Annotated in this window: 26 protein-coding genes; 19 read left to right on the forward strand and 7 right to left on the reverse strand. The window is 70.0% G+C overall.

All coding sequences use genetic code 11. From position 1 onward, the window contains the following. The first annotated feature begins 1,046 nt into the window (after positions 1-1,046). The 4 genes from BN12_RS26520 (at position 1,047) to BN12_RS19620 (ending at position 3,328) form a co-directional block, all read left to right on the forward strand. A complete protein-coding gene (locus BN12_RS26520; RefSeq protein WP_268807020.1) occupies positions 1,047-1,172 on the forward strand; it encodes a hypothetical protein in 126 nt (41 codons plus the stop codon). 175 nt (positions 1,173-1,347) lie between these two features. Then, positions 1,348-2,034, forward strand: a complete 687-nt coding sequence (locus BN12_RS19610) for a lysophospholipid acyltransferase family protein (RefSeq protein ID WP_048556639.1) — start codon at positions 1,348-1,350, stop codon at positions 2,032-2,034. A 138-nt stretch (positions 2,035-2,172) separates the two neighbouring features. Next, positions 2,173-2,772 carry a recombination mediator RecR gene (recR, locus tag BN12_RS19615; RefSeq protein WP_048555149.1) on the forward strand — a complete coding sequence of 200 codons (600 nt, stop codon included), beginning with the start codon at positions 2,173-2,175 and terminating at the stop codon, positions 2,770-2,772. Then, complete coding sequence (locus BN12_RS19620; RefSeq protein WP_048555151.1) at positions 2,765-3,328, forward strand: DUF5063 domain-containing protein; 564 nt, start codon at positions 2,765-2,767, stop codon at positions 3,326-3,328. The genes recR and BN12_RS19620 overlap by 8 nt, the downstream gene beginning before the upstream one ends. Positions 3,329-3,648: 320 nt before the next feature. On the opposite strand, the gene BN12_RS19625 is transcribed toward BN12_RS19620, so the two are convergent. Continuing rightward, a complete protein-coding gene (locus BN12_RS19625) occupies positions 3,649-4,728 on the reverse strand; it encodes an ABC transporter permease (protein ID WP_048555153.1) in 1,080 nt (359 codons plus the stop codon). Beyond that, positions 4,725-5,651, reverse strand: a complete 927-nt coding sequence (locus BN12_RS19630; protein ID WP_048555155.1) for an ABC transporter ATP-binding protein — start codon at positions 5,649-5,651, stop codon at positions 4,725-4,727. The genes BN12_RS19625 and BN12_RS19630 overlap by 4 nt, the downstream gene beginning before the upstream one ends. 609 nt (positions 5,652-6,260) lie before the next feature. Between BN12_RS19630 and BN12_RS19635 the strand changes: the two genes are divergently transcribed. From BN12_RS19635 to BN12_RS19650, 4 genes are all read left to right on the forward strand, one after another. Beyond that, a complete protein-coding gene (locus tag BN12_RS19635; protein WP_048555157.1) occupies positions 6,261-7,535 on the forward strand; it encodes an aspartate kinase in 1,275 nt (424 codons plus the stop codon). Between the two features lie 148 nt (positions 7,536-7,683). Beyond that, positions 7,684-8,751: an aspartate-semialdehyde dehydrogenase gene (locus BN12_RS19640; protein WP_157635577.1), complete on the forward strand. Its 1,068-nt coding sequence runs from the start codon at positions 7,684-7,686 to the stop codon at positions 8,749-8,751. 228 nt (positions 8,752-8,979) lie between these two features. After that, complete coding sequence (locus tag BN12_RS23490; protein ID WP_053080122.1) at positions 8,980-9,882, forward strand: LytR C-terminal domain-containing protein; 903 nt, start codon at positions 8,980-8,982, stop codon at positions 9,880-9,882. Positions 9,883-9,968: 86 nt separating this feature from the next. Further along, complete coding sequence (locus BN12_RS19650; RefSeq protein ID WP_048555161.1) at positions 9,969-11,168, forward strand: pyrophosphate--fructose-6-phosphate 1-phosphotransferase; 1,200 nt, start codon at positions 9,969-9,971, stop codon at positions 11,166-11,168. 298 nt (positions 11,169-11,466) lie between these two features. On the opposite strand, the gene BN12_RS19655 is transcribed toward BN12_RS19650, so the two are convergent. Continuing rightward, positions 11,467-11,850, reverse strand: coding sequence for a type II toxin-antitoxin system VapC family toxin (locus BN12_RS19655; protein WP_048555163.1), 384 nt, complete (start codon positions 11,848-11,850; stop codon positions 11,467-11,469). After that, entirely contained in the window at positions 11,837-12,076 is a 240-nt protein-coding gene (locus BN12_RS19660; protein ID WP_048555165.1) for a type II toxin-antitoxin system Phd/YefM family antitoxin, read from the reverse strand. Before BN12_RS19660 ends, BN12_RS19655 begins: the two co-directional genes overlap by 14 nt. 134 nt (positions 12,077-12,210) lie before the next feature. On the opposite strand from BN12_RS19660, the gene BN12_RS19665 reads away from it, so the two are divergent. The 3 genes from BN12_RS19665 to BN12_RS19675 are packed head-to-tail and all read left to right on the forward strand — an operon-like array spanning position 12,211 to position 14,687. Beyond that, positions 12,211-13,170, forward strand: coding sequence for a glucosyl-3-phosphoglycerate synthase (locus tag BN12_RS19665; protein WP_048556641.1), 960 nt, complete (start codon positions 12,211-12,213; stop codon positions 13,168-13,170). Next, positions 13,167-14,030, forward strand: coding sequence for a dihydropteroate synthase (gene folP / locus BN12_RS19670; RefSeq protein WP_327152674.1), 864 nt, complete (start codon positions 13,167-13,169; stop codon positions 14,028-14,030). Before BN12_RS19665 ends, folP begins: the two co-directional genes overlap by 4 nt. Before the next feature lie 12 nt (positions 14,031-14,042). Further along, positions 14,043-14,687, forward strand: coding sequence for a class III extradiol ring-cleavage dioxygenase family protein (locus tag BN12_RS19675; protein WP_048555167.1), 645 nt, complete (start codon positions 14,043-14,045; stop codon positions 14,685-14,687). A 13-nt stretch (positions 14,688-14,700) separates the two neighbouring features. Here BN12_RS19675 and BN12_RS19680 read toward each other — a convergent pair whose 3' ends face one another. Both BN12_RS19680 and fgd read right to left on the reverse strand, forming a co-directional pair. Beyond that, positions 14,701-15,357: a DUF1345 domain-containing protein gene (locus tag BN12_RS19680; RefSeq protein ID WP_048555169.1), complete on the reverse strand. Its 657-nt coding sequence runs from the start codon at positions 15,355-15,357 to the stop codon at positions 14,701-14,703. Positions 15,358-15,359: 2 nt separating this feature from the next. Further along, a complete protein-coding gene (gene fgd, locus BN12_RS19685) occupies positions 15,360-16,391 on the reverse strand; it encodes a glucose-6-phosphate dehydrogenase (coenzyme-F420) (RefSeq protein WP_048555172.1) in 1,032 nt (343 codons plus the stop codon). Between the two features lie 120 nt (positions 16,392-16,511). On the opposite strand from fgd, the gene BN12_RS19690 reads away from it, so the two are divergent. Beyond that, entirely contained in the window at positions 16,512-16,916 is a 405-nt protein-coding gene (locus BN12_RS19690) for an ArsR/SmtB family transcription factor (protein ID WP_048555174.1), read from the forward strand. Then, positions 16,913-17,392, forward strand: a complete 480-nt coding sequence (locus BN12_RS19695) for an SRPBCC family protein (RefSeq protein WP_048555176.1) — start codon at positions 16,913-16,915, stop codon at positions 17,390-17,392. The genes BN12_RS19690 and BN12_RS19695 overlap by 4 nt, the downstream gene beginning before the upstream one ends. 20 nt (positions 17,393-17,412) lie before the next feature. Here BN12_RS19695 and BN12_RS19700 read toward each other — a convergent pair whose 3' ends face one another. Continuing rightward, entirely contained in the window at positions 17,413-18,666 is a 1,254-nt protein-coding gene (locus BN12_RS19700) for an AGE family epimerase/isomerase (protein ID WP_048556643.1), read from the reverse strand. Positions 18,667-18,868: 202 nt separating this feature from the next. On the opposite strand from BN12_RS19700, the gene BN12_RS19705 reads away from it, so the two are divergent. The 6 genes from BN12_RS19705 to BN12_RS19730 are packed head-to-tail and all read left to right on the forward strand — an operon-like array spanning position 18,869 to position 26,596. After that, the gene (locus BN12_RS19705; protein WP_048555177.1) at positions 18,869-19,273 is read left to right on the forward strand and encodes a hypothetical protein; all 405 of its coding nucleotides are present in this window, start codon (positions 18,869-18,871) and stop codon (positions 19,271-19,273) included. Then, positions 19,270-19,932 (forward strand): hypothetical protein, encoded by a 663-nt coding sequence (locus BN12_RS25860; RefSeq protein WP_200901259.1) that lies wholly within the window; start codon positions 19,270-19,272, stop codon positions 19,930-19,932. Before BN12_RS19705 ends, BN12_RS25860 begins: the two co-directional genes overlap by 4 nt. Then, positions 19,929-20,519 (forward strand): hypothetical protein, encoded by a 591-nt coding sequence (locus BN12_RS19715; RefSeq protein WP_157635579.1) that lies wholly within the window; start codon positions 19,929-19,931, stop codon positions 20,517-20,519. The genes BN12_RS25860 and BN12_RS19715 overlap by 4 nt, the downstream gene beginning before the upstream one ends. A 19-nt stretch (positions 20,520-20,538) precedes the next feature. Beyond that, positions 20,539-21,849 carry a hypothetical protein gene (locus tag BN12_RS19720; protein WP_048555181.1) on the forward strand — a complete coding sequence of 437 codons (1,311 nt, stop codon included), beginning with the start codon at positions 20,539-20,541 and terminating at the stop codon, positions 21,847-21,849. Next, the gene (locus BN12_RS19725) at positions 21,846-23,855 is read left to right on the forward strand and encodes a phospholipase D-like domain-containing protein (RefSeq protein ID WP_048555183.1); all 2,010 of its coding nucleotides are present in this window, start codon (positions 21,846-21,848) and stop codon (positions 23,853-23,855) included. The genes BN12_RS19720 and BN12_RS19725 overlap by 4 nt, the downstream gene beginning before the upstream one ends. Next, positions 23,840-26,596 carry a DEAD/DEAH box helicase gene (locus tag BN12_RS19730; protein WP_048555184.1) on the forward strand — a complete coding sequence of 919 codons (2,757 nt, stop codon included), beginning with the start codon at positions 23,840-23,842 and terminating at the stop codon, positions 26,594-26,596. The genes BN12_RS19725 and BN12_RS19730 overlap by 16 nt, the downstream gene beginning before the upstream one ends. The last annotated feature ends 19 nt before the right edge of the window (positions 26,597-26,615 follow it).

The raw sequence follows: 26,615 nt of genomic DNA on the forward strand, positions 1-26,615 counted from the left end.
CCCCCCACCCCCCCCCGGCCGGCCCCCCCGTGGGCCGCCCGGATCCGGGCGCGACCTCGGCTCCACCCGCGGGCCCGGCAACCCCGGACGCGCCCTCAGGGCCGGCCTCGGCGCCGGCCGACAGCGGAGCGGGTCGCCCCCCGAGTCGGCCGGTCGAGGAGGCCCGGAACGCATCCGGACCCATACCCGAGGCGCCGGCACCGGTCGGCGGGGGCACCGCTGCGCCCACCGCCGGTTCGTCCTCTCCGGCCGCCGGCACGTCGGAGGCCACCGCGGCGGCGCCGGCCACCAGGGGCCTCGACACGGCTGCCCTCCGGCGCGCCTGGCCCGACGTGCTCGCCAAGGTCTTCACCCTCAAGCGGACGACGTGGACCCTCCTGTCCGCGCACGCGCAGATCGTCGGCTACGACGGCTCCCGCCTGCAGGTGTCGATGCCGACGGCGGGTCTGTTGACGGCGTTCCAGGGGGGTCAGCATCCCGAGCTGGTCCGGCAGGCGCTCATCGACGTGCTCGGCATCGACGTCCGCGTCGAGGGCGTCCTCGATGACGGCTCGTCCGCACCCGCCACGTCGGCGAACCCTCCGCCACCGGTGCGCTCCGGCCCTCGGGCGCCCACCGGTTCTCCGGACGCGGAGCCCGCCCCAGGTCCCCCCGCGAGCCGGGGTGACTGGAGCTCCGCACCGCCACCGGCCACGACCGCTCCGTCGTGGGCGACGGCCACCATGCCCGCCGGCGACGGGCCAGGAGAGGGCGGCGGGCGGCCGGACCCGGCATACGGTGCGGGATCGTCTCCCGAGGCCCGTTCGGCCCCGGGTGCCGTCGCACGTGGAGCCGTCCCACCTGGTGGGTCCTCAGGACCTCCGGGCGACGAAACCGGTGCCCCAGACCCTGCCGCTCGTTCGGGTGGCCCGGCGGCCGCTGGCGGCGTTGCGGCGGGCGGCGGAGCGGCAGGCGCGTCGCCGTCCGCGCGTCGCCGTGTCCCACTCGTCGACGGCCGCCCGGGAGCCGTTCCCGCCTCACCGCCTGGTGCCTCGGATTCGGACGTCATGGAGGACGCCGACGAGGAGCTCGTGAGCCCCGACGACGAAGCCGTCGACGAGATCGCCGAGGCGGGCGCCTCCGTCGTCCAGCGGCTCCTCGGCGGCACGGTCATCGACGAGTCCGAGGACTGAGCCAGGAGCTCGCGCGGGCTCGGCCGAGCCGGGCCAACCTCAACGGTCCGTCGCTGACGCGCCCTCCCGTGTCCACCGAACGGCTCACCACCTCCCAGGCCACGACGGCGAGCGTCATCGACCGCTCCGCGGAACGCGGCGTGCCGGCGCGCCGGTGTGGGGCTACGGTTCCGACATGTACTACACGGTGGGCCGGGCGGTCCTGCGACCGCTCACGCTGTTGCTCTATCGCCCCACCATCACCGGGCTCGAGAACGTCCCGGAGAGCGGCGGCTGCCTCATCGCGAGCAACCATCTGTCCTTCATCGACTCATTCGCGATCCCGCTCACCTCGCCCCGCAAGGTGTCCTTCCTCGCGAAGTCCGACTACTTCGAGAAGACGAACCTCCCCGGGCGTGCGCTCGCCCAGATGATGTCCTCGCTCGGAGCGATCCCCGTCGACCGCCGCAGCCCGAGCGCCGCCCAGGACTCCCTCGAGTCGGCGCTCGCGGTCGTCGAGGCGGGTGGGGCTTTCGGCATCTACCCGGAAGGCACCCGCTCCCGCGACGGACGGCTCTATCGCGGACGCACGGGCGTCGCCTGGTTGGCCCTCAAGGCTCAGGTCCCCGTCGTGCCGGTCGGACTCGTCGGCACCGACCAGATCCAGCCCGTCGGGAACCGCTTCCCTCGGATCCGCCACGTGGAGGTGCACTTCGGAGCGCCGATCCAGCCGACGGCATACGCCGGCATGCCGTCCGGACGCGCCCGCCGCGCCCTCACCGACGACGTCATGGACGCGATCGCCGCGCTCAGCGGACAGGCTCGGGCCGGTGGGTATGCCACGCTGCCGACGGCCTCCGACGGCCCGCCCATCGGGATCTGACCAGGACGGGAGCGGGCCGACAGCGGGTCGGCCCTGCCGACCGTCCCCGCCCGGGCGGTTCGGAGCGGCGCACGCGTGCCGGCGAATCACGGCCCGCCGCCCCCCGTCCCGGGGCGCCGAGGGCATAGGCTCGGCACCGTGTACGAGGGTGCGGTCCAGGACCTGATCGACGAGCTCGGGCGACTGCCCGGGGTCGGTCCCAAGAGCGCCCAACGCATCGCATTCCACCTCCTCCAGGCCGACGAGGCGGACGTGAGCCGGCTCGCCCGGGCGCTCACCGAGGTGAAGGCCCGCGTCCGGTTCTGCTCGGTGTGCGGGAACGTCGCCGAGAGCGACGTCTGCCGGATCTGCGCCGACCCGCGGCGCGACGCGACGAGCATCTGCGTCGTCGAGGAGCCCAAGGACGTCGTCGCCATCGAGCGGACCCGGGAGTTCCGCGGGCGCTACCACGTGCTCGGCGGCGCCATCTCGCCCATCGACGGCGTCGGCCCGAGCGACCTGCGCGTCACCGAGCTCATGCAGCGCCTCGCGTCCGGCGAGGTCACCGAGGTGATCATCGCGACCGACCCCAACCTCGAGGGGGAGGCGACGGCGACCTACCTCGCGCGGCTGTTGAAGGACATGGGACTGCGGGTCACCCGCCTCGCCTCAGGACTGCCGGTCGGGGGCGATCTGGAGTATGCCGACGAGGTCACCCTCGGCCGCGCCTTCGAGGGACGGAGACTGATCGATGCCTGACGTGCTGGCCGACCTGGCGCCCCTGGCCGACGAGTGCGCTCGCGAGGCGCGGCTCTACCTCACGGCGGTGACGGAGATCGCCGCCGGGTCGGCCTCCGACTCGGCGATCCCGCTCAGCCTCCTCGCCCTGTCGCAGGCGCTGGCCATGGGTGCGCGGCTCGGTGCGATGGAGGACATCGTGCCGACGGACCGCTTCGAGGCCGACTCCGGGCCGGATCCCGAGCTGAACCCCCTCCGCGTCGGCATCGCGAACGTCTTCGAGGGGCTCGACGAGTACGCCGACCTCGAGGACCCGCTGACAAGCGGCGAGGTGACGACGGGGTCGCTGTCCAACGACCTCACCCTCGTCGCCGACGGTCTCTCCCACGGCCTCGCCCACTACGACGCCGGGCGGACCGTCGAGGCCCTGTGGTGGTGGCAGTTCTCGTACCTGTCGTTCTGGGGTGAGCGGGCCGCCTCGGCCCTGCGCGTCCTCCAGTCGCTCCTGGCCCACATCCGGCTCGACGCCGACGAGGAGATCGTCTCCGAGGCCGAGTTCGACGCCCTCCACCCCTGACCCCGACGCGCCCCCACCCTTCACCGCACGTATCGCACTCGTGCCGCGCGCGCCGACATCCCTCCCCGCACGTGCCGAGTTGTTGTTTCCTACTCGCCAGTAGCCCGACATCAAGTCGGCACGTGCGGGGTTGTCGTGGTCGGAGGGCGAACCGGACCACGGAAAGCTCACACCTGCCGGGCAGCGTCGCGGCACGTGCGGGGTTGTCGTGGTCGGAGGGCGAACCGGACCACGGAAAGCTCACACCTGCCGAAGGGGGGCCGCCGCCAGGCGAGCACGCAGGGGCCGTGCAGAAGAGCGGGCGGGGGTGCCCAGAGGACTCAGGCGATGCGGGTGCCGTTGGGCAGCCGGCGGACCGGGGTGCGGGTGCGCCGGATCGCGACGGCGCTCGCCCCGGCGCCGACGACGAGGAGGAAGCCGAGGCCGAACGGCCACACCGGGCCGGACTGGAGGGGCTCCTCCTCCTCGGGCGCGTTGGAGCCGACGTAGCACTCCTGCCGCTCCCGGGTGTCGGCTCCTGCCCGGGCGGCGCGGGCGCCGATGCTGATGTAGCGCATCGGCGTGAAGCCGCCGCTCGACGTCGTCTGCCGCACGTCGCGGCCCGGTGCCGCGTCCGCGACGACGACGAACGGGTTGAGCGGCAGGAGCCACCAGATCCGCTCAGTGTGGATGACCTCCGTCTCGCGCGTGAGATGCCGGCAGTCCGCGACCGTCGGCTCGGAGGAGGCGTCGTCCGGGGTGACGGACTGGTGCTGCTCCCACCAGCTGTCGGGGACGCCGTAGTACCGCACCTGCTCCCGGGAGTCGACGAGGAAGAAGGACAGGACGAAGACGATGACCGTCCCGAAGGTGAGGGCCGCCATCGCCAGGTAGGTCAGCACCGCCGAGGCGACGGGCCGCGCCGTGAGGGTCGAGAACATGAGGCCGATCGCACACACGACGGCGAGGACGAGGGCGAGGACGGCGAGCGAGGCGAGGACCGACCCGATCGAGATACCCCCGGACACCCACGCCCAGACGAGGAACGGCAGCGACACCGCGAGGAAGACGAGCGAGACGAGCCACGACGCGAGCAGCTTGCCGACGACGATGTCGGCGGGCGTGAGGAGGGTCGTCTGGAGGGTCGCGAGCACCCCCTGCTCCCGGTCGCCGTTGATGGAGGTCGCGGTGAGCGACGGGACGACGAGCATGCCGAGGGCGAGGACGAGGAACGTCGTCACGTCGTAGAGCGTCGGCCCCGCGAGGACGTCGTTGCTGCTGGAGTTGATGGCGAGCCAGGTGAGCACGGTGACGCCCGCAATGACGACGAACCACACGGCGAGCACGGCCGGCCACCGCGACGTGCGAGCCCGCTGCCGCAGCTCGAGCGCCGCGACCGTCCACACCCCGTGCGCGCTCACTGTCGGTCCTCCGTCGCCGCGAGGTAGGCCGCCTCGAGCGCACCCTGGCTCGGGGCATACGAGGTGATCCGTATGTCGTCGCGCACCAGTTCCGCGAGGAGGGCGGCGGCCGCCTCCTCGCCGACGACGTCGACCTCGGTCGCCGTGAGATCGGGACGCCAGGACACCCGACGGTCGTCGAGCCACCCGCGCAGCCGCTCGGTGTCGAGGCTGGAGACCCGCCACCGCGCGACCGTCGCGGCGGAACCGTCCGGCTCGAGGGTCTGGACGTCGATCGACCGCCCTCGCGAGACGATGACGGCGCGGTCGGCGACCTCCTGCAGCTCGGTGAGGATGTGGCTCGAGACGAGGACGGTCCGACCCTCGGCGGCCAGGCCCCGCAGCACGTCGCGCAGCTCGATCCGGCTCCGAGGATCCAGGCCGGAGGCCGGCTCGTCGAGGAGGAGGACCGACGGCTCGTGGACGAGGGCCCGGGCCAGCCCGAGCCGCTGCTTCTGCCCACGGGACAGGACACGGGCCCGCCGGTCGGCGAGCTCACCGAGGTGGAGGAGGGCGAGGACCTCGTCGGTCCGGGTCCGGGCGCGCTCGGTGCGCATGTCGTATGCCGCGCAGATGGTGAGCAGCACCTCCCTCACCGTCAGCGCGTCCCAGGTGCCGAACCCGTCGGGCATCCAGCCGATGTGCGCGCGCACCTCGCGCGGCCGGGTCACCGGGTCGACCCCGTCGATCCGGATCTCTCCCTGGTCCGGGGCGAGGAGCGTCGCGAGCATGAGGAGCAGAGTCGTCTTGCCCGCGCCGTTGGGCCCGACGAGGGCGGTGATCTCACCCGGGCGCGCGGTGAGCGAGATGTCCTCGACGGCGAGCACGGACCCGAAGGCGCGCCGCACGCCCCGGACCTCGATCCCCCTCGAGCTGCTCTCCATGGACAGACCCTATGCGGGTGCTGTGTCACCCCGCGGGAGGTTCACTCCGTCCGTGGCCCCCTCCTGCCGTACCGCCCCGCCGCTCGCTGCGTGGCCGCCCCGTCGCTCGCTGCGTGGCCGGCCCATCGCTCGCTTTATCGGGTCACCCCGGAACACCGAGGTTCACCCGACAACGGAAGTCGGGTGAACCTCTGTCTTGTCGGGTCACCCGATAAAGCGAACGCCTGTGCATCACACCCCCTGGCCATCTGGCACCCGATCGGGGTCTGTGCACCACCGGGTGTGGCGGTCTGGCGCCCGATCGGGGTGACCCGATAAGGCGAGCGCACGTCTTGTCGGGTCACCCGATAAAGCGAGCGCCTGTGCATCACACCCCCTGGCCATCTGGCACCCGATCGGGGTCTGTGCACCACCGGGTGTGGCGGTCCGGCACCCGATCGGGGTGACCCGATCCCGCGAGCGCCAGCTTTATCGGGTCACCCGATAAAGCGAGGGCCGGGTGTCGCGGCTCGCGGCCGGCGCGTCCGGCATACGGGCCTGGTGTCCGCCCACTGGACCGGTCGTTAGACTCGAGAGACCGTCAACCCTCGCACCATCGGAGAAGCTCCCGTGCCCTTGGTCGTCCAGAAGTACGGCGGCTCGTCCCTCGCGGACGCCGCAAGCATCAAGCGGGTGGCCCGGCGCATCGGCGAGACGAAGAAGGCCGGCAACGACGTCGTCGTCGCGGTGTCGGCCATGGGGGACACGACCGACGAGCTGCTCGACCTCGCGCAGGATGTGAGCCCGCTGCCGCCGGCCCGCGAGCTCGACATGCTCATGACGGCCGGCGAGCGGATCTCCATGGCCCTCGTCGCGATGGCCATCTCCGACCTCGGCTTCACGGCGCGCTCCTTCACGGGGTCCCAGGCCGGCGTCATCACCGACGCCGTCCACGGCAAGGCGAAGATCATCGACGTCACGCCGGGCCGGATCACCAAGGCCCTCGGCGACAACCACATCGTCATCGTCGCGGGGTTCCAGGGCGTCAGCCAGGACACGAAGGAGATCACGACCCTCGGCCGCGGGGGCACGGACACGACGGCCGTCGCCCTCGCCGCGGCCCTCGGCGCCGACGTCTGCGAGATCTACACCGACGTCGACGGCGTCTTCACCGCGGACCCGCGCATCGTCCCTGCCGCCCGCAAGATCTCCCGGATCTCCAATGAGGAGATGCTCGAGCTGGCGGCCGCCGGGTCCAAGGTCCTCCACCTGCGCAGCGTCGAGTATGCCCGCCGCTTCGACATCCCCATCCACGTCCGGTCGTCCTTCTCCGACAAGGAGGGGACGATCGTCACCGACAAGCCCGCACCCGAAGGAGCCGCCGTGGAAGCCCCCATCATCGCCGGTGTCGCCCACGACCGGAGCGAGGCCAAGATCACCGTCGTCGGCGTTCCCGACCGGACCGGCAAGGCGGCCGAGCTGTTCGAGGCCGTCGCCGCCGCCCAGATCAACATCGACATGATCGTCCAGAACGTGTCGGCGACCGAGACCGGCCTGACCGACATCTCCTTCACGCTGCCCCGGGCCGACGGGGTGACGGCGATGCAGGCGCTGCAGCGGATCCAGGACTCCGTGGGCTTCGCCGCGCTGCTCTACGACGACCAGATCGGCAAGCTGTCCCTCGTCGGGGCCGGCATGCGCTCCAACCCCGGTGTGTCCGCGACGTTCTTCAAGGCCCTCGCCGACGCAGGCGTGAACATCGAGATGATCTCCACCTCGGAGATCCGCATCTCCGTCGTCACGCGCGAGGAGCGCCTCGACGAAGCGGTGCGCGCGGTCCACACGGCCTTCGGGCTCGACTCGGACTCCCCCGAGGCCGTCGTGTATGCGGGCACCGGCCGCTGATCCTCGGCGCGCCGGGGTGCCCGGTCGCCGGCTCGCCCGCCGGGTTAGAGTCGACGGCGTCGGACGAGGTGGCCCGCGGACGGGTCCTCTGACGCGTCCGGCCGACCGCCCGCCGCACCGGCGGGGACGACCGACGGAATGAGCCCTGGTGCCTGAACGACCCACCCTCGCCGTCGTCGGCGGGACCGGCGCCGTGGGCCGGACGGTCCTGTCCCTCCTCCGGCTGCGGGAGGACCTGTGGGGCGAGGTGCGGGTCTGCGCCTCGCCCGACGACGTCGGCACGACGGTGGTCGCGCGGGGCGAGGAGCTCGTCGTCCAGCGGCTGTCCCGCGACTTCTTCGACGGCGTCGACATCGCCCTCTTCGACCTGCCGCCCCAGCTGGCCCGCACCTGGGCGCCGATCGCCGTCGCGGCCGGTGCGATCGTCATCGACAACAGCACCGACTTCCGCGAGGAGCACGACGTCCCCCTCGTCGCCTCGTCGGTCAACCCCCTCAAGCTGCGCGACCGTCCCCGCGGGATCATCGCGAACCCCGGCGCCACGGCCCTGACGATCCTCGAGGCGCTCGGCGTCCTGCATACCCAGTGGGACCTCGGCGAGCTCGTCCTCACGACGTTCCAGGCCGCGAGCGGTCTCGGCCGCCGCGGCACCCAGCGGCTCTACGACGAGATGGCCCTCGTCGGCGCCGACCGGACCCTCGGGCGCAGCCCCGGGGACGTCCGCCGCCTCGTCGAGCACGAGCTGGGCCCGTCGCCCTTCCCGGCACCCCTCGCGTACAACGTCGTCCCGTTCGTCGGCGTCGGCTCGGAGGACGGGGCGACGTCGGAGGAGACGAAGGTCCGCGGGGAGATCCGCAAGGTCCTCGAGCTGCCTCGGCTGCCCATCTCCGCGACGTGTGTCCGCGTGCCGGTCGTGACGAGCCACTCCGTCGCGGTCCACGCGCGCTTCGAGCGGCGGCTCACGGCCGACGACGTCCGGCAGGCCCTCATGGACGCCCCGACGATCGTCGTCCTCGACGACATCGAGCATCACGAGTTCCCGACGCCCGTCGACGCCGTCGGCTCGGATCCGCGGTTCGTCGGCCGGATCCGGCAGACGCCCGGCCTGCGCAACGCCATCGACTTCTTCATCTGCAGCGACAACCTGCGGACCGGCGGCGCCCTCAACCTCGTCGAGAACGCCGAGCTCGTCCGCCCGGAGCTCCACCGCGGCTGAGCGCGCGGACCCGCCCATCCCGGTGGCGTGACGCGAGGGGCTCGGGTGACAATGGACCTCAGGGATGGGGCCGCATCGCAGGGGATGCCACGTCACGGTTGGGTCCTGTCCCGGCGTGTTGCTGGTGTGACTCGTGTGGCGAATGATGTATTTAGGCGCACGGGCCCGGGGCACCTCGCGTCGCGCCCGGCAACCGTGAGATCGATCCGAGGTCCGCAGGAGGACTCGATGTTGTTCCGACACTGGGACGCCTGGCGGCGCCGTCGCGCGGAGGCGTACCTGGCTCTCTCGCCGGAGCAGCGTTACCGCAAGCACCAGTGGCGCCAGATCGCCGCGTTCATCACCCTGCCCGGCATCGTCCTCGGCACGGCGAGCTTCGCCGCGGCCTACGGCAGCGGGATCTTCGACCGGGAGACGACGACGTGCCAGCCGCAGGTGGTCCAGGCCCCGGCCCGCCCGTCCTTCCGCGTCACCGTCCTCAACGCCACCGGCGAGCCGGGACTCGCGACGACGGTCGGCAAGGAGCTGACCCGTCGGCACTTCAAGATCGTCGAGATGACGACGGCGCCCGCCGACCTCTACGTCAAGGCGAGCGGGATGATCTACTACGGCAGCGCCGGGCTGAACCAGGCGCTCCTGCTCCAGAAGCAGCTGCCCGGCTCGGTGCTGTTCAACGACGGGCGCACCGGCACGGGCGTCGCCCTCGTCATCGGCTCGGGCTACAAGGCGCTCGCGCCGGCGCCGGCGCCGGAGATGCCGCGCCCCAGCCAGATCACCGTCAACGTCTACAACACGACCTTCCACGAGGGCCTCGCCAAGACGGTCCAGGACGAGCTCGCCGCGCGCGGTTTCCGGAAGGGAAAGACCGGGAACGACCCCCTGAAGACGTTCCTGCCGAAGACGACCGCCGTCATCCGGTACGGCGAGGACGGCGACCTGGCCGCCAAGCGACTTCTCCAGCACGTGCCCGGTGCCACGTTGACCAAGGACGGCCGCTCGGGCACGAGCGTCGACCTCGTCATCGGCAACACCTTCACGGCGCTCACCCCGATCGACGAGGTGCCGCCCCTGCCGGTCGAGAAGAAGGCGCCGCCGGAGACGGTCGCCGTCCCGTGCACGAAGGCTGACTGAGCGGCGCTGTCCCCATCGCGGGCACCCTCACCGAGCCGGGTGTGCGCCACGGCACAATGGGGGCACCCGATCTGGAGGTCTGTCGTATGCCGGTCCGCACCGTCGCGATGCTCACCGCCGGTGGTCTCGCCCCCTGCCTGTCGTCCGCCGTCGGCGGGCTCATCGAGCGCTACACCGAGGTCGCCCCTGACGTCCGGCTCATCGCCTACACCGACGGGTATGCCGGCCTGCTCACCGGTCGCTCCGTCGAGGTGACCCCCGAGGTGCGCGAGCAGGCCCATCGGCTGCACCGCTTCGGCGGCAGTCCGATCGGCAACAGCCGAGTCAAGCTGACCAACGTGGCCGACTGCGTCAAGCGAGGGCTCGTCCAGGAGGGCCAGAACCCCCTCCACGTCGCGGCCGAGCAGCTGACGGCCGACGGGGTCGACGTCCTCCACACGATCGGCGGCGACGACACGAACACGACGGCCGCCGACCTCGCGGCATACCTCCACGAGAACGACTACGACCTGACCGTCGTCGGACTGCCGAAGACGATCGACAACGACATCATCCCCATCCGGCAGAGCCTCGGCGCGTGGACCGCGGCCGAGATGGGCAGCCGCTACGCGCAGAACATCGTCGCCGAGCACTCCTCGAACCCGCGGATGCTCATCGTCCACGAGGTCATGGGGCGGCACTGCGGATGGCTCACGGCGGCGACGGCCGCGGCATACCACCGCTGGGTCGGGGAGCAGGAGTACGTGCCGGGCATCGGTGCCACCCAGCGGCGCTGGGACGTCCACGCCGTCTTCGTCCCGGAGCTGCCCATCGACATCGACGCCGAGGCGGCCCGGCTCCACGCCCTCATGGACGAGATCGGCTGCGTGACGATCTTCCTCTCCGAGGGAGCGGGGGTCGCCGACATCGTCGCCCAGCTCGAGGCGTCGGGCGCCTCGGTGCCCCGTGACCCGTTCGGGCACGTCCAGCTCGACAAGGTGAACCCCGGGGCCTGGTTCGCCAAGCAGTTCGCCGCCCGGCTCGACGCCGAGAAGACGATGGTCCAGAAGAGCGGCTACTACTCCCGCTCGGCCGCCTCCAATGACCAGGACCTCGCGCTCATCCGCCGGTGCACCGACGTCGCCGTCGACGCCGCGCTCGCCCACACGCCCGGGGTCATCGGCGAGGACGAGGAGCGCGACGGCGAGCTGCGAGCCATCGAGTTCGCCCGGATCAAGGGCGGCAAGGCTTTCGACACGAGCGTCGACTGGTTCCAGGGGCTGCTCCGCGACATCGGGCAGGCCTGAGCCTCGGAGCCGTCCGCGACGCCGCCGCTCACGTCGGGCTCTCCTGGCCCGAGCGGGGGGTGGTGGTGGCGCCGGCGGCTGCGGCGATGTTCTCGGCGGTCCGGGGGGCCAGCGCCATGACGGTGATCATCGGGGTGGCCCCGGACGGCGTGGGGGAATGCCGAGGCCTTGTCCGGCCAGGACGTCGGCCCTGTCGACGACCCGGCACGATCGTGTCGCACAGGGATCGCAGCGTCGCGAGCTGTCATTCGGTCAGGTTCGTCATCGGCGACTCCCGCCTTCTCTGGTCGCTCAGCACTCACCGTGAGGCGTCGAGGATGAAGTCTCGGTGGAGGTCCAGCAGGACGCGGTCGGCGGTCAGCAGTCGAAGCCCCGTGCAGGATGCCTGCGCGACGATGAGGCGGTCGAATGGGTCGTGCCGGGAGAGCTCGGGGAACGCGCGGATGGCCTCGGCGTGCTCGGCCGTGATGCTGAGCAGCTCCAAGCCCTGCTCAGGGAGCCTCGTTGTCAGGTCGGCGGGCACAGACAGCTTGCCGAGCATGGTCTTGATCGTCAGCTCCCACACGGTCGCCGCCGAGACATGCACCCCCTGGGCTGTGGCGATGGCGTGCCGTGCGTGCGCTCCGAGCCGGGGGTTGTCGTCGAGCAGCCACAGAAGAGCCTGGCTGTCAAGGAGCAGCATTGCCGTAGAACAGTTCCTGGATGTCCGGGTCTACGTCGAACACGTCATCGGTGTAGACGACCTCGCCCTTGAGGCCGCCAAACGCCACCCGCGCCGCGCGGTGGGGCACGAGGTCCGCGACTGGCGTGCCGGCCTTGGCGATCACGACACGTTCACCGGCGGCGACCTGCTCCAGCAGGCGGGACAGGTGTGTCTTCGCCTCGTGGATGTTCACCATCGTCGTCATCCGGCCAGCATACGGACTAGACTTAGTCCAGTCGAGTCATGCGCTCGCGGCCTGATCCACGAGTTGTCCGCACGCGAGGTCGTCGTATGCGTCGCGGACGATGGCGCCGTCGGGCGCTGACCTACGATGACGAGGTGACGGCAGACGGCGATGGGGTGGCAGGAGTTCGTCACCACGCCGACTGGTCCGTCCACGGCCTCGCCGCCGCGAAGGCCGGACGCCGGGTCAGCGTCGTCCTCCCGGCGCGCGACGAGGAGGCGACGGTCGGCGGCATCGTCGCCCGGCTGCGGGCCGAGCTCGTCGAGGACGTCCCGCTCGTCGACGAGCTCGTCGTCATCGACTCCGACTCGAGCGACGCGACGGCCGAGGTGGCCCGCCGCGCCGGCGCGAGCGTCCATGCCGCCGCCGCGATCCGGCCGGATCTCGGTGCCCGCAGGGGCAAGGGGGAGGCCCTGTGGAAGTCGCAGTTCGTGACGACCGGCGACCTCGTCGTCTTCGTCGACTCCGATCTGGTCGACTGGGGGCCGCACTTCGTGACCGGCCTCCTCGGCCCCCTCCTCACCGATCCGGCCACGGCGCTCGTCAAGGCGGTCTACGACCGGCCGATGCTCGACCCCGCCGGCCGCGAGGTCGAGCAGGGCGGCCGGGTCACCGAGCTCGTCGCCCGCCCCCTCCTCGCGCTCCACCACCCCGGGCTCGCGGGGATCGTCCAGCCGCTCTCGGGCGAGTGGGCCATTCGGCGCGACGTCCTCGAGCAGCTCTCGGTGCCCGTCGGATACGGCGTGGAGATCGCCGCCCTCGTCGACACGGCAACGCTCTGCGGCCCGGAGGCGATCGCCCAGGTCGACCTCGGCCGCCGCACCCACCGGCATCACCGGCACGACACGCTCGGCCCGATGGCGGTCCAGGTGCTCGCGGCCGTGGAGGCGCGACTCGGGGCGTCGCATCCCCGGTCCACGTCGGCCGCGTTGCGCCAGTTCGACCGGACCACAACGGGTTTCACCCCCCGGGAGACCACCGTTGATCTCACCGAACGCCCACCGGCAGTGACCGTCGAGGGGTATGCGGGGTGTCTCGAGGAGGTCTGCGGGTGACCCTGCGGCTCGGCCCCCACGCCTACGACGAGAGTGACCGACTCGTCATGGCCATCGTCAACCGCACACCCGACTCCTTCTACGACAAGGGGCTGACCTGGCACGAGGACGCCGCGCTCGACCGGGTCCGCCAGGTCGTCGAGGAGGGCGCGGACATCGTCGACATCGGGGGGATCAAGGCCGGTCCCGGGCCCGTCATCGACGCCGAGGAGGAGATGCGGCGCGTCGTCGGCTTCGTCGGCCGGGTGCGTGGCGAGTTCCCCGGCCTCGTCATCAGCGTCGACACGTGGCGCGCCGAGGTCGGACGCGCGGTGTGCCAGGAGGGTGCCGACCTCCTCAACGACGCCTGGGGCGGCTACGACCCCGGGCTCGTCGACGTGGCAGCGGAGTTCGGCGTCGGCTACGTGTGCACGCACACCGGGGGCGCGACGCCGCGCACGCGTCCGTTCCGCGTCGAGTACGCCGACGTCGTCGATGACGTCGTCGCCTCCCTCGTCGCCCAGGCCGACCGCGCCGTGGCGCGTGGCGTCGACCGCTCGCGCGTGCTCATCGACCCCGCCCACGACTTCGGCAAGAACTCGTGGCACTCCCTCGAGGTGACGCGTCGCCTCGAGGAGCTGACGAGCACCGGCTGGCCCGTCCTCGTGTCCCTGTCCAACAAGGACTTCGTCGGCGAGGCGCTCGACCTGCCGGTCGGCGAGCGCCTCGTCGGAACCCTTGCCACGACAGCGATCTCGGCGTGGCTCGGCGCCCAGGTCTACCGGGTCCACGAGGTCGTCGAGACGCGGCAGGTCCTCGACATGGTCGCGACGATCGCCGGGACGCGGCGGCCCTCCGTCATGACGCGCGGACTCGCCTGAGAGGGGTATGCCGTGCCCGTCGCCGTCGTCTTCGTCCCCTCGCCGCCGATGCTGCTGCCCGAGTACGTCGGCCGGGTCGATCCCGCCGCCGAGCTCCGGACTCGCTGCGTGGCGGCGATCTCGGCGAGCCTCGGCGACCAGCCCGATGATCCGGAGGCCGGCGACCCGCGCGTCGTCGTCGTGGCCGGTCACTCCGCGACCGCCGACCCCGTGCTGACTCCTCTCGGAGTTCGCGTCGGGCGCCATCTGCTGGCCCTCGCCGGCTGGGACGGCCCGGTCGACGAGCTCGTCGTCCCGGCCGACGGACCCCTCGACGAGCCGGACTGGGGCGCCGGGGTCGCCGCAGAGGCGGGCCGGCATACCGTCCTCCTCGTCGTCGGCGACGGGTCGGCCCGGCGCGCCGAGAAGGCCCCCGGCTACCTCGATGAGCGGTCGTTCGCCGTCGACGAGACGATCCTCGCCGCACTGGCCACCGCCGACACCGCGGCGCTGCGGGCCCTCGATCCCGGGATCTGCGACGAGCTCATGGTGACCGGTCGCGCTCCGCTGCAGGCCGCCGCATACCGGCTCCGCCACGTCGACCTCCGCGGCGAGGTGCTCTGGTCGGGCGACCCGTACGGCGTCATGTACTGGATCGCCCGCTGGCGGGAGAGCTGACCCTGGAGGGCGCCTACGTCGCGAGACCGATGACGAGGTTGATCGTCGAGGCGACGATGACCGTGCCGAACAGGTAGGACAGGAGCGTGTGCCGCAGGACGATCCGGCGCACCGCCCGGGTCTTCAGGTCCGTGTCGGAGACCTGGTAGGTCATGCCGAGGGTGAAGGCGAGATAGGCGAAGTCGGTGAAGGCCGGCGTGTCGTCGCCGTTGAAGTCGATGCAGCCGGGCTCGGCGTTGTACCACTGCCGGGCGTACCGGAGCAGGTAGATGGTGTGGAGGAGCAGCCAGCCGCACGCGACGGTCCCGACCGCGAGGGCCGCCTCGCCGATCTGGCGCGAGCTCGACGCCCCGTGCGCGCCGCCCGTCAGCATGACGGCGATGCCCGCGAGGCTCGCGACCGACGACACGATGACGACGATGTCGGTCTCCGACGGGGTCGGGTCCATCCCGTCGAGGTAGCGGCGGGTCTCCTCCGGGCCGACCCGCATCATCGTCCACAGCAGCGGGACCGAGAAGACGAGCGCCGCGACGACGTACCCGAGGAGCAGGGCATCGACGAGGGGCCGGCCGATCCCGTAACCGAAGATCGCAGCGGCGACGGCCCCGACGAGCACGGCGACGACGAGCCGCACCGACACCCGCAGCTCGAGCGACGCGCGGTCGGCCATAGTCACACCGGTGACGTGGCGGGGGTGAGCTCGCGGAGTCCGGGGACGACCTGCTCGGCGAAGGTGCGCAGGAACCGCTCCTGGTCGTGCCCCGGCCCGTGGACGACGAGATGGTCGAACCCGAGGTCGGTGTAGAAGCGCACCGCGTCGACGACCTCCTGGGGGTCGGACGACACGATCCACCGCTTGGCGACCTGCTCGATGGGCAGCTCGTCGGCGGCGGCCTCCATCTGCTGGGGGGAGTGGATCGAGTGCTTCTGCTCGGCGGTGAGCGACAGTGGCGCCCAGAAGCGCGTGTTCTCCAGCGCCCGCTCGGGATCGGGGTCCCACGACAGCTTGACCTCGATCATCCGGTCGATGGGCTCGCCGGCCCGCCCGGCCTTCTCCCGGCCCTCGGCGACGGCCGGGATGAGCTGGTCGGCATACAGCTCCCGCCCCTTGCCCGAGGTGCAGATGAACCCGTCGCCGTGCCGCCCCGCATACCGGGCGACCATCGGTCCGCCGGCGGCGATGTAGACCGGGATCGGGGAGTCGGGGCGGTCGTAGACCGCGGCGTCCCGGGTCTCGTAGTAGTCGCCGTGGAAGGTGACGCGGTCCTGCGTCCACAGCTCGCGCATGAGCGTGACGGCCTCGCGGAGCCGCCCGAACCGCTCCTTGAACTCCGGCCACGCGCCCTCCGCGACGGACCCGACGGCGATCTCGTTGAGAGCCTCGCCCGTCCCGACGCCGAGGAAGACCCGTCCGGGAGCCAGGCACCCGAGCGTCGCGAAGGCCTGGGCGACGACGGCCGGGTTGTAGCGGAACGTCGGCGTCATGACCGACGTCCCGAGGAGGACCCGCTCGGTGCGGGCGGCGACGAACCCCAGCCAGGTCAGCGAGTTCGGCGCGTGACCACCGGTGAGACGCCACGGTTGGAAGTGGTCGGAGATCGTCACGCTGTCCAGCCCCACCTCCTCGGCGAGGACGGCGTATGCCGCGAGCTCACCGGGCGCGAACTGCTCCGCCGACGCCTTGTACCCGATCCGCAGACCCATGCCCGCCAGCCTACGATCCACCCCCGCCTCGTGCCGCACGTGCGAGCAAGGGGGTTGACGGGTCGGCGGTCGAGTGATGTACTAAACACATCAGTTGAACAACAGAATGGTTGATAAGGAATGCCGGACGACGAGCGGCTGGACCGGGCCTTCCTCGCCCTCGCCGACCCGGTCCGCCGGGCGATCATCGCCCGGCTGTCCAGGGGCCCGGCGACGGTGGGCGAGCTCGCCGAGCCGTTCGACATCACCGTCCAGGCGGTGAGCCGTCACATCCGGGTCCTCGAGGCGGCCGGCCTCGTGACCCGCAGCCGGGACGCCCAGCGGCGGCCCGTCCACCTCGACCCGGCGGCGCTGGAGGAGCTGACCGCCTGGATCGACCGTTACCGGCTCGCTGCCGAGCAGCGGTTCCGCGCCCTCGACGCGGTCCTGGCTCGACAGCAGGAGCCGGCCGTGCGGGACGAGCCCGCGGACCCGCATACCAAGAGCACGACAACCCACCCCTCGGAGAAGGAGCACGACAGATGAGCAACGCACTGACCCTCGACATCCCCGCCGGTATGCCGTGGATCGACTTCACCCGCGAGTTCGACGCACCCGTCGGGGCCGTCTTCAACGCCCACCGGGACCCCGACCTCGTGAGCCAGTGGCTCGGCCCGCGCGGCTACGAGATGGTCGTCGAGCGCTGGGACTTCACGACGGGCGGCGGCTACCGCTACCTCCACCGCAACCCCGACGGCATGGAGTTCGGGTTCCGGGGGACGTTCCACACCGTCCGTGAGAACGACCTGGCCATCCAGACCTTCGAGTACGACGGTGCGCCCGACGAGGTCTCCATCGACTTCATGTGGTTCGAGGACCTCGGCGGCGGCCGCACCCGGCTGCATGGCCGCAGCATCGGCCGGACCGTCGAGGGCCGCGACGCGATGCTCGACAGCGGCATGGAGAAGGGCATGGCCGAGGGCTACGAGCGCCTCGACGATCTCGTCGCGCAGGCGGGCTGAGGACGGATGAGCGGCGCCGGTCACACCTCGCGCAAGAGGCCCTCGGACACCGCGGTGGCCATCGCCGGCGTGAGCGGGAGCCGGGGGATGAGGGTGGCCTGGACCGCGTGGTAGAGGTCGGGCTTGCCGGGCCAGACCCGCGCGGACGGGGAGTTGTCCGGCGCGAGCTCGTGGTGCCACGACCCCTGCTCGTGGTCGACGAGGTAGGTGGCCGCGTAGTCCCACCACCGGGCGTAGTCCGTCGCGTATGCCGTCTCGCCGGTCCTCTCATGGAGGGCCGCTGCCGCGCCGATCGCCTCGGCGACGACCCAGTGCATCCGGGTCCGGACGACCGGGGTGCCGTCCCAGTCCGTCGTGTAGACGAAACCGGGAGCGCCGTCGACGGACCAGCCGTCCTCGACGGCGCGGGCATAGAGGTGGCGGGCCGCCCCGACGACGTCGACCTCCACCGGGACACCCCGCGCGGCGCACGACGCCTCGAGGTGGAGGAGCAGCCGGGACCACTCCAGACCGTGGCCGACGGTCGCGCCGAACGGCTTGAACGGGTCGTCGGGCCGGTCGGCGTTGAGGTCCAGTCGCGGTGACCACGTCGCGTCGTAGTGCTCCGGGAACCGCCACCGGTTGGCCTCGGCGAATCCGACGACGGCCGAGCAGATCCGGACCGCCCGTCGCAGCCAGTCCGGGTCGCCCGTCACGTCGGCGGCCGACAGCATCGCCTCGACCCCGTGCATCGTCGCGTTGAGGCCGCGGTAGGGATCGCGCACGGAGAAGTCGCGGTTCCACGTGTCGACGAGCAACCCGACCTCCTCGTCCCAGAACCGTTCGAGGAGAACCGATCCCGCCTCGTCCAGCAGCGCGCGGGCACCGTCGAGACCGGCGCACGCACCGGTGGCCGCGGCGAGGACGACGAAGGCGTGCGCGTAGGCCGCCTTGTCGGCTCCGGTCCCGCCGGCCTCCCCGGAGGCGCTCACCTCGGCGAACCACCCACCGAACTCGGCGTCGTGGAGCGGTCCTCCGGGGAGGAGTCCTGCGAGCGCCTGCTCGGCCACCCCTCGACATCCCGGTATGCCGAGCATCGCCCCCAGCCCGTAGACGTGGACGGTCCGCGCCGTGATCCACGTGTGGACGCCGCGCTCCGGCCACGGGTACCCGTCGTCGGTCAGCCAGGACGCCCCGCCGTCAGGTGCCCCACTGCGGCGGCCGAAGGCGAGCAGATCGCGGGAGTGGCCCTCGAGCCAGCGGCGGTGGCTGGGCAGGTCGGTCCAGGCACGCACGGACTCAGTCTCGCATCCGGCGACGGGTCGAGGGAGGCTCGATGCTCCAGTCGACGTCGAGGACTTGGTGACCACGGAGCGGGCGACATCGACATGGGGCATCCCTCCTCAATTCCCGTGGATCGAGTCCATCGACATCATGGGCCGACCCTTGCCATTCGGATGAGCCAGGCGTGTCACACCCTGATGGCAGAATCACGACATGATAGACACGCGCTTCACCACTGTCGTCGAGGGCGTCGACGACCTCCTCAGCGTGGTCGACATCGAGGACATCGGTGACATCGAGACCCTGTTGATGGTGCTCTTCGCAAGGCCGCTCAGGATCGACGAGCTGTGGGATGACGAAGGTGGCCCACACTCTCTCGAGTTCATCATCCACGGCAATGACGCGACGACCAGGTCCGTCCACGAGTTCCCATTGAGCATCATCGGGCTGGCGCGTTCATGTGCCGAGATGGTGGACGAGGTGGGGCCCGACAGCCGGGGAGCTGCCGCCGCGGACGCGACCCCTGAGGTCTCGGCCATGAATGACGACGAGCTCATCGGTGCTTTGCAGCAAGCCCTCGGCGAAGTCCGCCTCCTCACCATGATGGATGACGCGTGAACAGGCGGACGTTGCTTCCCTTGGGCGACTCCAGGCACGAGCCGTACAACGCTCCGCGAGGTACCTGTCCGTCGTGCGGTTCCGGCGAGGTCGTGCACCTGATCATCGGCATGCCCATCGGACAGGACGTGATGGACGGCGACCCGGATTGGGTTCACTGGGTGGGTTGCATGCACCCGGGCTTCGACCGCGAATGCTACGCGTGTGGAGCGACGTGGAACAGTCGGGCCGTCGAGTCTCCACGACCGATCCGACTGCTGTCAGAAGTCGGCGTTTCGTTCGCGCTCCTGCCCGTCCCCAACCTCGTCACCGACGACGAGCCGTACACCCATCTGGTGGACGTCGAACTGCTGACGCACGACCGTCTCGTCCGATACCTCGCGCGCACTCTCTCCCGCGACACACTGGTGCGACTCTCCGAGGCCTGGACGCAGGCGGCGCATGACACGTACCCCGAGGTGACCATCCCGGCTATCCAGGATGACGGAGCGGGCCTGGCTGTCCTCATCACCGAGTCCACGCCAGACCTGGTGACGCTGGAGATCTCGATCGAGACGGACCTCAGTGGTGACGCCCCCGGCCAAGACGGCGTCGTATTCGACGTTCCACGATCCGCGTTGACCGACGCTGCACACGCGGTCGAAGGGTGGTTGGGGTGAGCTACCTCGGCAACCGCCTCGAACTCGACGAGCGCTCCTCCCTGACCTGCATCGGCATACGACCTCTCGCACACGAGATCGTCGCCACGAGTGGAACGATCTACGTCCATGTCGTGATCCTCCCCGAAGGCAGTAGCTCGACGGTGGCCAGCGGCGCGGTCGCAGCTTTCCTGCCGGCAACCCTGGCGACCATCAGCGGTGACCAGACGGACGGGCCCAGCTGGTTCGTCACCTTCCAACTCGCGGTGGACGACCGAGACGCAGCGCGCGACGAGCACACGGCAGACGCGGCGTTGCTGCGGTGCCTGGAGCTGACAGGCCTCGATACCGGCGACCCCGTCGGCCAGCCCCTCCGTGCTGAGGAGTTGCGCGCCGCATACGACGCCGTCGGTGATGTGAGCGATTGGACGATCTCCGATCTGCTCACCGGTCTCCTCATCGAGTTGGCGAGCATCGATCTTGCGGACGTCGTCGCTGACGGGAGCCTGCCGGCCCCATCAGCGGGCGATACCGCTGCCCTCCGGCGAGAACGGTTTCATGGGTTGCTCAGCTCCTGGGCCACCGACTGTCAAGGGCCGGCTGTATGAACGACAGTGAGGGAGAAGCATGAGCAGCGCTCTACTCAACCAGTTACCCACACTCTCGAAGTACGACCCGGGGGAGAGCGGTGAAGGCAGTCTCGACCCGCTGGGCCTAGGCGCACTTGCCGACCGCATCGCCGACCGACTCGTGCCAGGTATGCGCGCCCGGATGAGCCAGCCGAGATTCGTGACCCTCTCCGCGGTGGGGGCTCACGCCTGTCAGCCTCTCGGCGGCCTCATCTCGAGCGACGGCAAGACATCCTTCGAGCTCGCCTTCGAATGGCTTGTCGTCGAGTCCCTCGTGCAGCACCCCGCACGGGATCGACTCGCCGGTGTTCCCGGGAGCCAGAAGGCCCAGCGAGCGCGGGCCGCCGGTGAGCGCCTGAGCCCCGCAAACTACCTCGCTGGACCGAGGGTGTTCGGGTTCACCGGCGTCTACCGCCCCTTCTCGGTCGACTCCAGGATCCTCGACCAGAACGGGCTCCCCGGCGAGAACGCCGAAGGTCTCCTGCGGGCATGGGAGGCAGATCAGCGTCTCGGAGGATTTCAGTTCGGCGAGTCGGGTTCACTGGGGGCGAACCTTCGACGCAATATCGAGAAGTCCGTCCGTGACTCCTTGACCAAGGGCCATAGCACCGCCCCGCTCACGGGCGCCCTTGTCGCGAACGTCGCCAAGCACTTGGCACCGACGGAAGCGGGTCGTCATGAGCGAGGTGAGCTCCGTCGCCTGATCACGAGTGAACAGCACCCGGTGCGCCACGAACTGTCGCGGATCATGGTGGCTCACCTGCTCCGACCCGATCCATGGCCGACGCAGAGGGACCTGGCATCGGTGCTTCTTCGACACGCCGCCGGCTCCACGACCCGGGCGGCTCTTCGATCCGCGACCGCGTACGAATCGTGCGTAACCGCCATCGAATACGCTTTCCGACGAATACTCCAGCACGGTTCGTCGCTTCAAGGCGGCGTCTTCTCCGTGGACCAAGCCGCGGCGACGCCAGGGATCGCCGAGCTGGCGCCGCACGTGGGCAACCTCGTTCGTCGCGCGGTCGAAGCAACGACCGAGCTCGACGAGGGACTCGCCATGGACGTCGGGTCTGCCCTCGGTGACGTCGACCGGGGTTTCACAGCCCACGAGTTCGTCGAGGCGCTCATCGCTCGGCATCAGCAGGTCCAGGCCGGCAAGGGAAAGCGCATGTGGATCGATGAGATCAAGCACGGCTGGTGGTTCGTTCGCTCGCCGTACCGGCGTGACTGGGGGGTCCTCGACGACGAGGCCTGGACACATCCGATGAGAATTCAGACCCTCCTGGGCTTCTTGGCGCGAACCGCATGACGCTCACACCGCTTCTCGACCACTGGCAGAAGCCCGCAAACGCCGGCGATCCCGTCGCCGTAGTCGCGACGACGTTCACCCTCGAACCGGACTTCTTCGAGCGGAGCTGTCTCGCGCGGTTCCTGGCGGTCGAAAGCGTCGATGAGGGGACCGGCTCGGTCGACGACCTCGTTGCCCGACTGGAGCTGGAGGAGAGTCTTCGCGCACCGACGGTCACCGTCCTCGCCGACCGCAGTGCACAGAGCGAGCGCTCGACGCTTCGGTGGGACGTCCTCCATTGCCAGGTCCCACGACGTGGCCTCCTGCACTCCAAGGTGGCAGTTCTGCTGTGGGAGAACGCCACGAGGGTCATCATCGGCTCCGCCAATCTTACGCCCGCCGGATACCGACACCAGATCGAGATCGCGCTCGCCGCGGACCTCGGGCCACATTGCATTCTTCCGAGAGCTGTCCTCGCGGGCCTTGCCGACGAGCTCGCGAGCTACCTCCGTCTCGTACCAGGGCTGACCGCCGACGTTCCGGCCCGCCAGCACGTCGAGCAAACGCTGGAGACGTTCCGAGAGCGCGTTGCGAAGCAGTCGCGCGCGTCCACGAGACTGAAGGTCGCGTTCGCTCCGACCAACGCCAATTCCGGACCACTCGATGTTCTGGAAGACGCCTGGAGCGGTGCCCGTCCGTTGCGAGCAACACACCTGTCGCCCTTCTGGGACACCGAGGACCGGACTGTGCTCGAAAGCGTCGCGACCCTCCTCACGGGCCGGCCCAGGCGGGAGCGCCGGCAGGAGACAGCCGTGGTCCGCGACCCCTGGGGTGTCATCGCCTTTCCGATCGAGCATTTCGACGCGGTGGACTGTGTCAGGGAGCTCGATCTTCGCGATGGTGAGGCGCGCCGGCTTCATGCGAAGTGCCTGCTTCTGTCACAACGGGACTGGGTTGCCGTGCTCGTCGGGAGCTCGAACCACACGAAGGCCGGCCTCGGCCTGGGGGCAGCGAACGACAAGCGCCACCGCGAAATCAACCTCTGGCTCGGCGCCCCACCGGGGACGAAGGAGGGCAAGGCTCTCCTGGGGCTCGTTCCGGTCGGTCAGGAGGTGTACCCAGCCGACGTGACCTTCGACGACCACGCGGACGACGACGAGTTGGACGACTCGGCCCCGGTGTTGCCGACCTGCTTCGGTCTCTGTCGCCTCGTTCGCAAGGGTGACTCGTGGGTGCTCATCATCGGGATCGAGCCGGGGCCGATGCCGAGAGAGTGGCGCATCGCCCTTCCCTCGGGAACAACCCTTCTGGACTCCGCATCGTGGGTGTCAGCGGGTTGCCCCGAATCGACAGCTGTCCCTGTCGCGGCGGACGGTCTGCCGATGTTCGTCGTCGCCGAGTGGGACGAAGAGAGCACCAGCTGGGCGGTCGTGGCCGATGATCGCCACTCGCTCCCGCCCGGCAAGGGGCTCGAAAGTCTGAACTCGAGCCAGCTGCTGGAGGCTCTCGCATCCGGCAAGTCCCTCGCTCAGGTTGCTCGCGAGGAGCTCGAACGCATGGAGCAAGCGAGGCTGTCACCCGGTGGGGGGCGAATCGTGACCGATCCGCTCAAGCGTTTCGACTCGACGTCGAGCTTGCTTCGCAAGGGCCGAGCGCTCGCTCAGTCCCTCGCCGCGATGCAACGCCGGCTCGAACATCCTGTCATGACGATCGATGCGCTCACTGCACGTCTCGCGGGACCGCTCGGGCCGATGTTCGTCGCGCGAAAGACTGTCGATGACGTCGAGGAGGGGCGCAAGGAGACCGCTGACGGATTGTTCACCCTCGCGGAGATCGCTCTGACGATCGGCCGCGTCAACTGGGCCGAGGCACTTCGGCGCGTCGATGAGACGGAAGGACGACGTGTGGCGCGCGCTTCACTTGACGACCTCGAGGTGCTCGCAGCACGCCTTGGCGGCGAGCCTGTCGATCTCGCGCACTACTCCACACGCGCAGTGAGGGAGGCGCGACGATGCCTCGCCTCCTGACTCCTTGGCTTCGAGAGTCCCTCGACAACGAGTTCGCCGGTGACTGGCGGCGACAGCGCCGTACGGCTGAGGACATCCTTCGACGGCTTCAGAGCCAGGAGGGTGTCGTGCTGGCCGACCAGGTCGGAATGGGCAAGACCTTCGTTGCGCTCGCCGTGGCGACATCGCGAATCCTTGCGCAGTCCACTCCCGGGCAGGTCGTCATCCTCGTTCCGGCGCGCGTAGGTGAGAAATGGGTCCGCGAGTGGGGCAAGTTCAGCGAGTCGCTCCTCCGCGACGGAGCACCCGAACTGCGGTGCGTACCGCGAGCCATCCGCAGCGGAGAGGATCTCCTGAAGGCCGTCGACGATCCGCCGCGGAGTCGCGCTCACATCGTCATCGTCACCTACGAGGCATTGACGGCCAGCCTGAAGGACTCGTTCATCCAGCTCGCCCTGCTCTACTACGCATGCCGGAATCGAACCGGTGCCGCGACGACGAGGAGCCTCATCGCCCGGTGGTGTACTGGGAGTTCCGGTCTCATCCGCGACAGCAGACTCACGACTCCGCGCGTCGCGGCACTCTTGAGCACGCCGCCGGAGGAGTGGCGCGAGACATGGATGGACCTGACGGACGGCCAAGACCTCGGAGACGACCCGGTCCCCGCAGCGCTGTGCGAGGTCGCAGCTGAACTTGACCTGGCCAGCGTATGGGACATCCTTCAGACGCTGCCCGTGAAGAGGTCGGCGAATCTCGACGTACGGCTGAAGGCTGCGCGCAAGAGTCTCAATGACGCTACTCAATCGGTCTGGAAGGCCGTCCTCGTGTCGGCACGGCTGCGCCTCCCATTGCTGATCGTCGATGAGGCGCACTCGCTGAAGAACGGTCACACCCGAATCAGCCGACTGTTCTCGCCCCTTCCCGACGCACCTGAAGACGGTGCGCTCACGGGTATCTTCGACCGCATACTCCTCCTGACGGCGACCCCCTTCGAGCTCGGACACAGCGAGCTGATCAACGTGCTCAGCCGACTCGACGCGATACGTCCCATGCGGCCGAAGCCTGCCGAGGCACTCGACGTACGCCTCGATCGCCTCAGGGAGGCACTCCAACGAGCTCAGGTCACCGCGTTGGAACTCGACGCTTCATGGGGGAGGCTCTCCCCGGCCGATCTCGCGGATTTCGACTCGTGGGGGCTGACCGCACACCCCCCGACCCACCTCGGTGCCCATGGACGAAGGGCGTGGCATGACGCCCAGCTCGCCGTCAAGGCGCGCACCCTGATGCGCCAAGAGCTGAGGCCTTGGGTGATCCGCCACAACCGTCCCGTTCGGCGGCGCTACAACCAAGGCGCAGCCATCCTTCCCGGCGCCGAGCAGACGGCGGATCCAGCATGTAGCCTTCCTGTCGCGGGACTCAAGATCCCTGAGGACAGTGTCCTTCCCTTCCTTCTCGCCGCACGTGCGCAGGCTGTCGCCGAACATCACGGTGGCGTTGCGCGGCCTCTCTTCGCTTACGGCATCGCCTCGTCGTACGAAGCGTTCCTGCGGCTCGAAGACGGCGCCGACAATCTCGACAGCGACGTCGAGACCGGTGCGTCCGACGACATGGCCGACGATCCCGAGTCGCCGCACGCCGAAGTGCACTGGTACCGCAAGGAGATCCAGTCCATCCTGCGGGACGAGGACAGCCGAGCACGACACCCCAAGGTGGCCGCAACAACTGAACGAGCGCTGGAGCTCTGGTGTGCGGGCGAGAAGTGCCTCGTCTTCTGCTGGTACATCAAGACGACGGCGGCACTTCATTCCGCGCTATCCCTGAAGGTCGATCTCCTCATCCGAGCACGAGCATCGGAGTCGCTCGGCATCCCCGTCGACCGCGTCGATGAGGAGCTTGAGCGCATCTCGAACCGGCTCCTGCGGGCGGACTCAGGCAACTACGAGCGCATCAAGACGGATCTCATCGACTCGTTCGTCACCGCGGCGGGACGCCTGACCATCGATGACGCCGAGGACGAGGCAATGAGCGGACGCGAGCTGGCCGAAGCCGTGGCCGACGTGGCCATCCGAAGTCTGCGAACGCCCGCCTGCCTCGTGCGGTACACCAACCTGCGCGTCGACCTCGGTGCGGACGATCTCTGGCGAGGAATCTCGGGGACGAACCCTTCCGGCGTCAATCTGCTGGCTCGTTGGGTCCAGTTCGTCGAGCGGCTGGCGGGGGCGACGGCACTCGAACGCCGCACTGTTCTCGATGCGCTCCTGGGTGACCAGGGCGACGACAGCTCAGACGCGTCAGGACGTGGAGCCCGTCTGTCGACCGTCAGGCGCGCCTACGGGCAGACTCGACGCGAAGACAGAGAGCGCCTCATCACCGTCTTCAACACCCCGTTCGCCCCCGACATCCTCGTGGCGAGCTCAGTCATGGGCGAAGGGATCGACCTCCATCAGGAGTGCCGCCACGTCATTCACCATGATCTCGACTGGAACCCAAGTCGACTCGAACAGCGCACCGGGCGGCTGGATCGAATCGGCGCCCTCGCGGAGCGCGTCAGCAAGGACATCGAGGTCTACGAGCCTTTCCTCGCGGACACCCACGACGAGAAAATGTTCCGCGTCGTCAAGGACCGAGCGGGCTGGTTCGACATCGTGATGGGTCGAGCCATCGGAACCGACGAGCGGGAGACCGACGCGGAGGAGAAGCGAGTGCCACTGCACCCACTCATCCAGGAGGCACTATCCATGGACCTTCGAGGCCCCGGGTAGTCGATGTCCGCAGCAGGCC

It is taken from the genome of Nostocoides japonicum T1-X7 (genome assembly GCF_001046855.1).
GTDB lineage: Bacteria > Actinomycetota > Actinomycetes > Actinomycetales > Dermatophilaceae > Nostocoides > Nostocoides japonicum.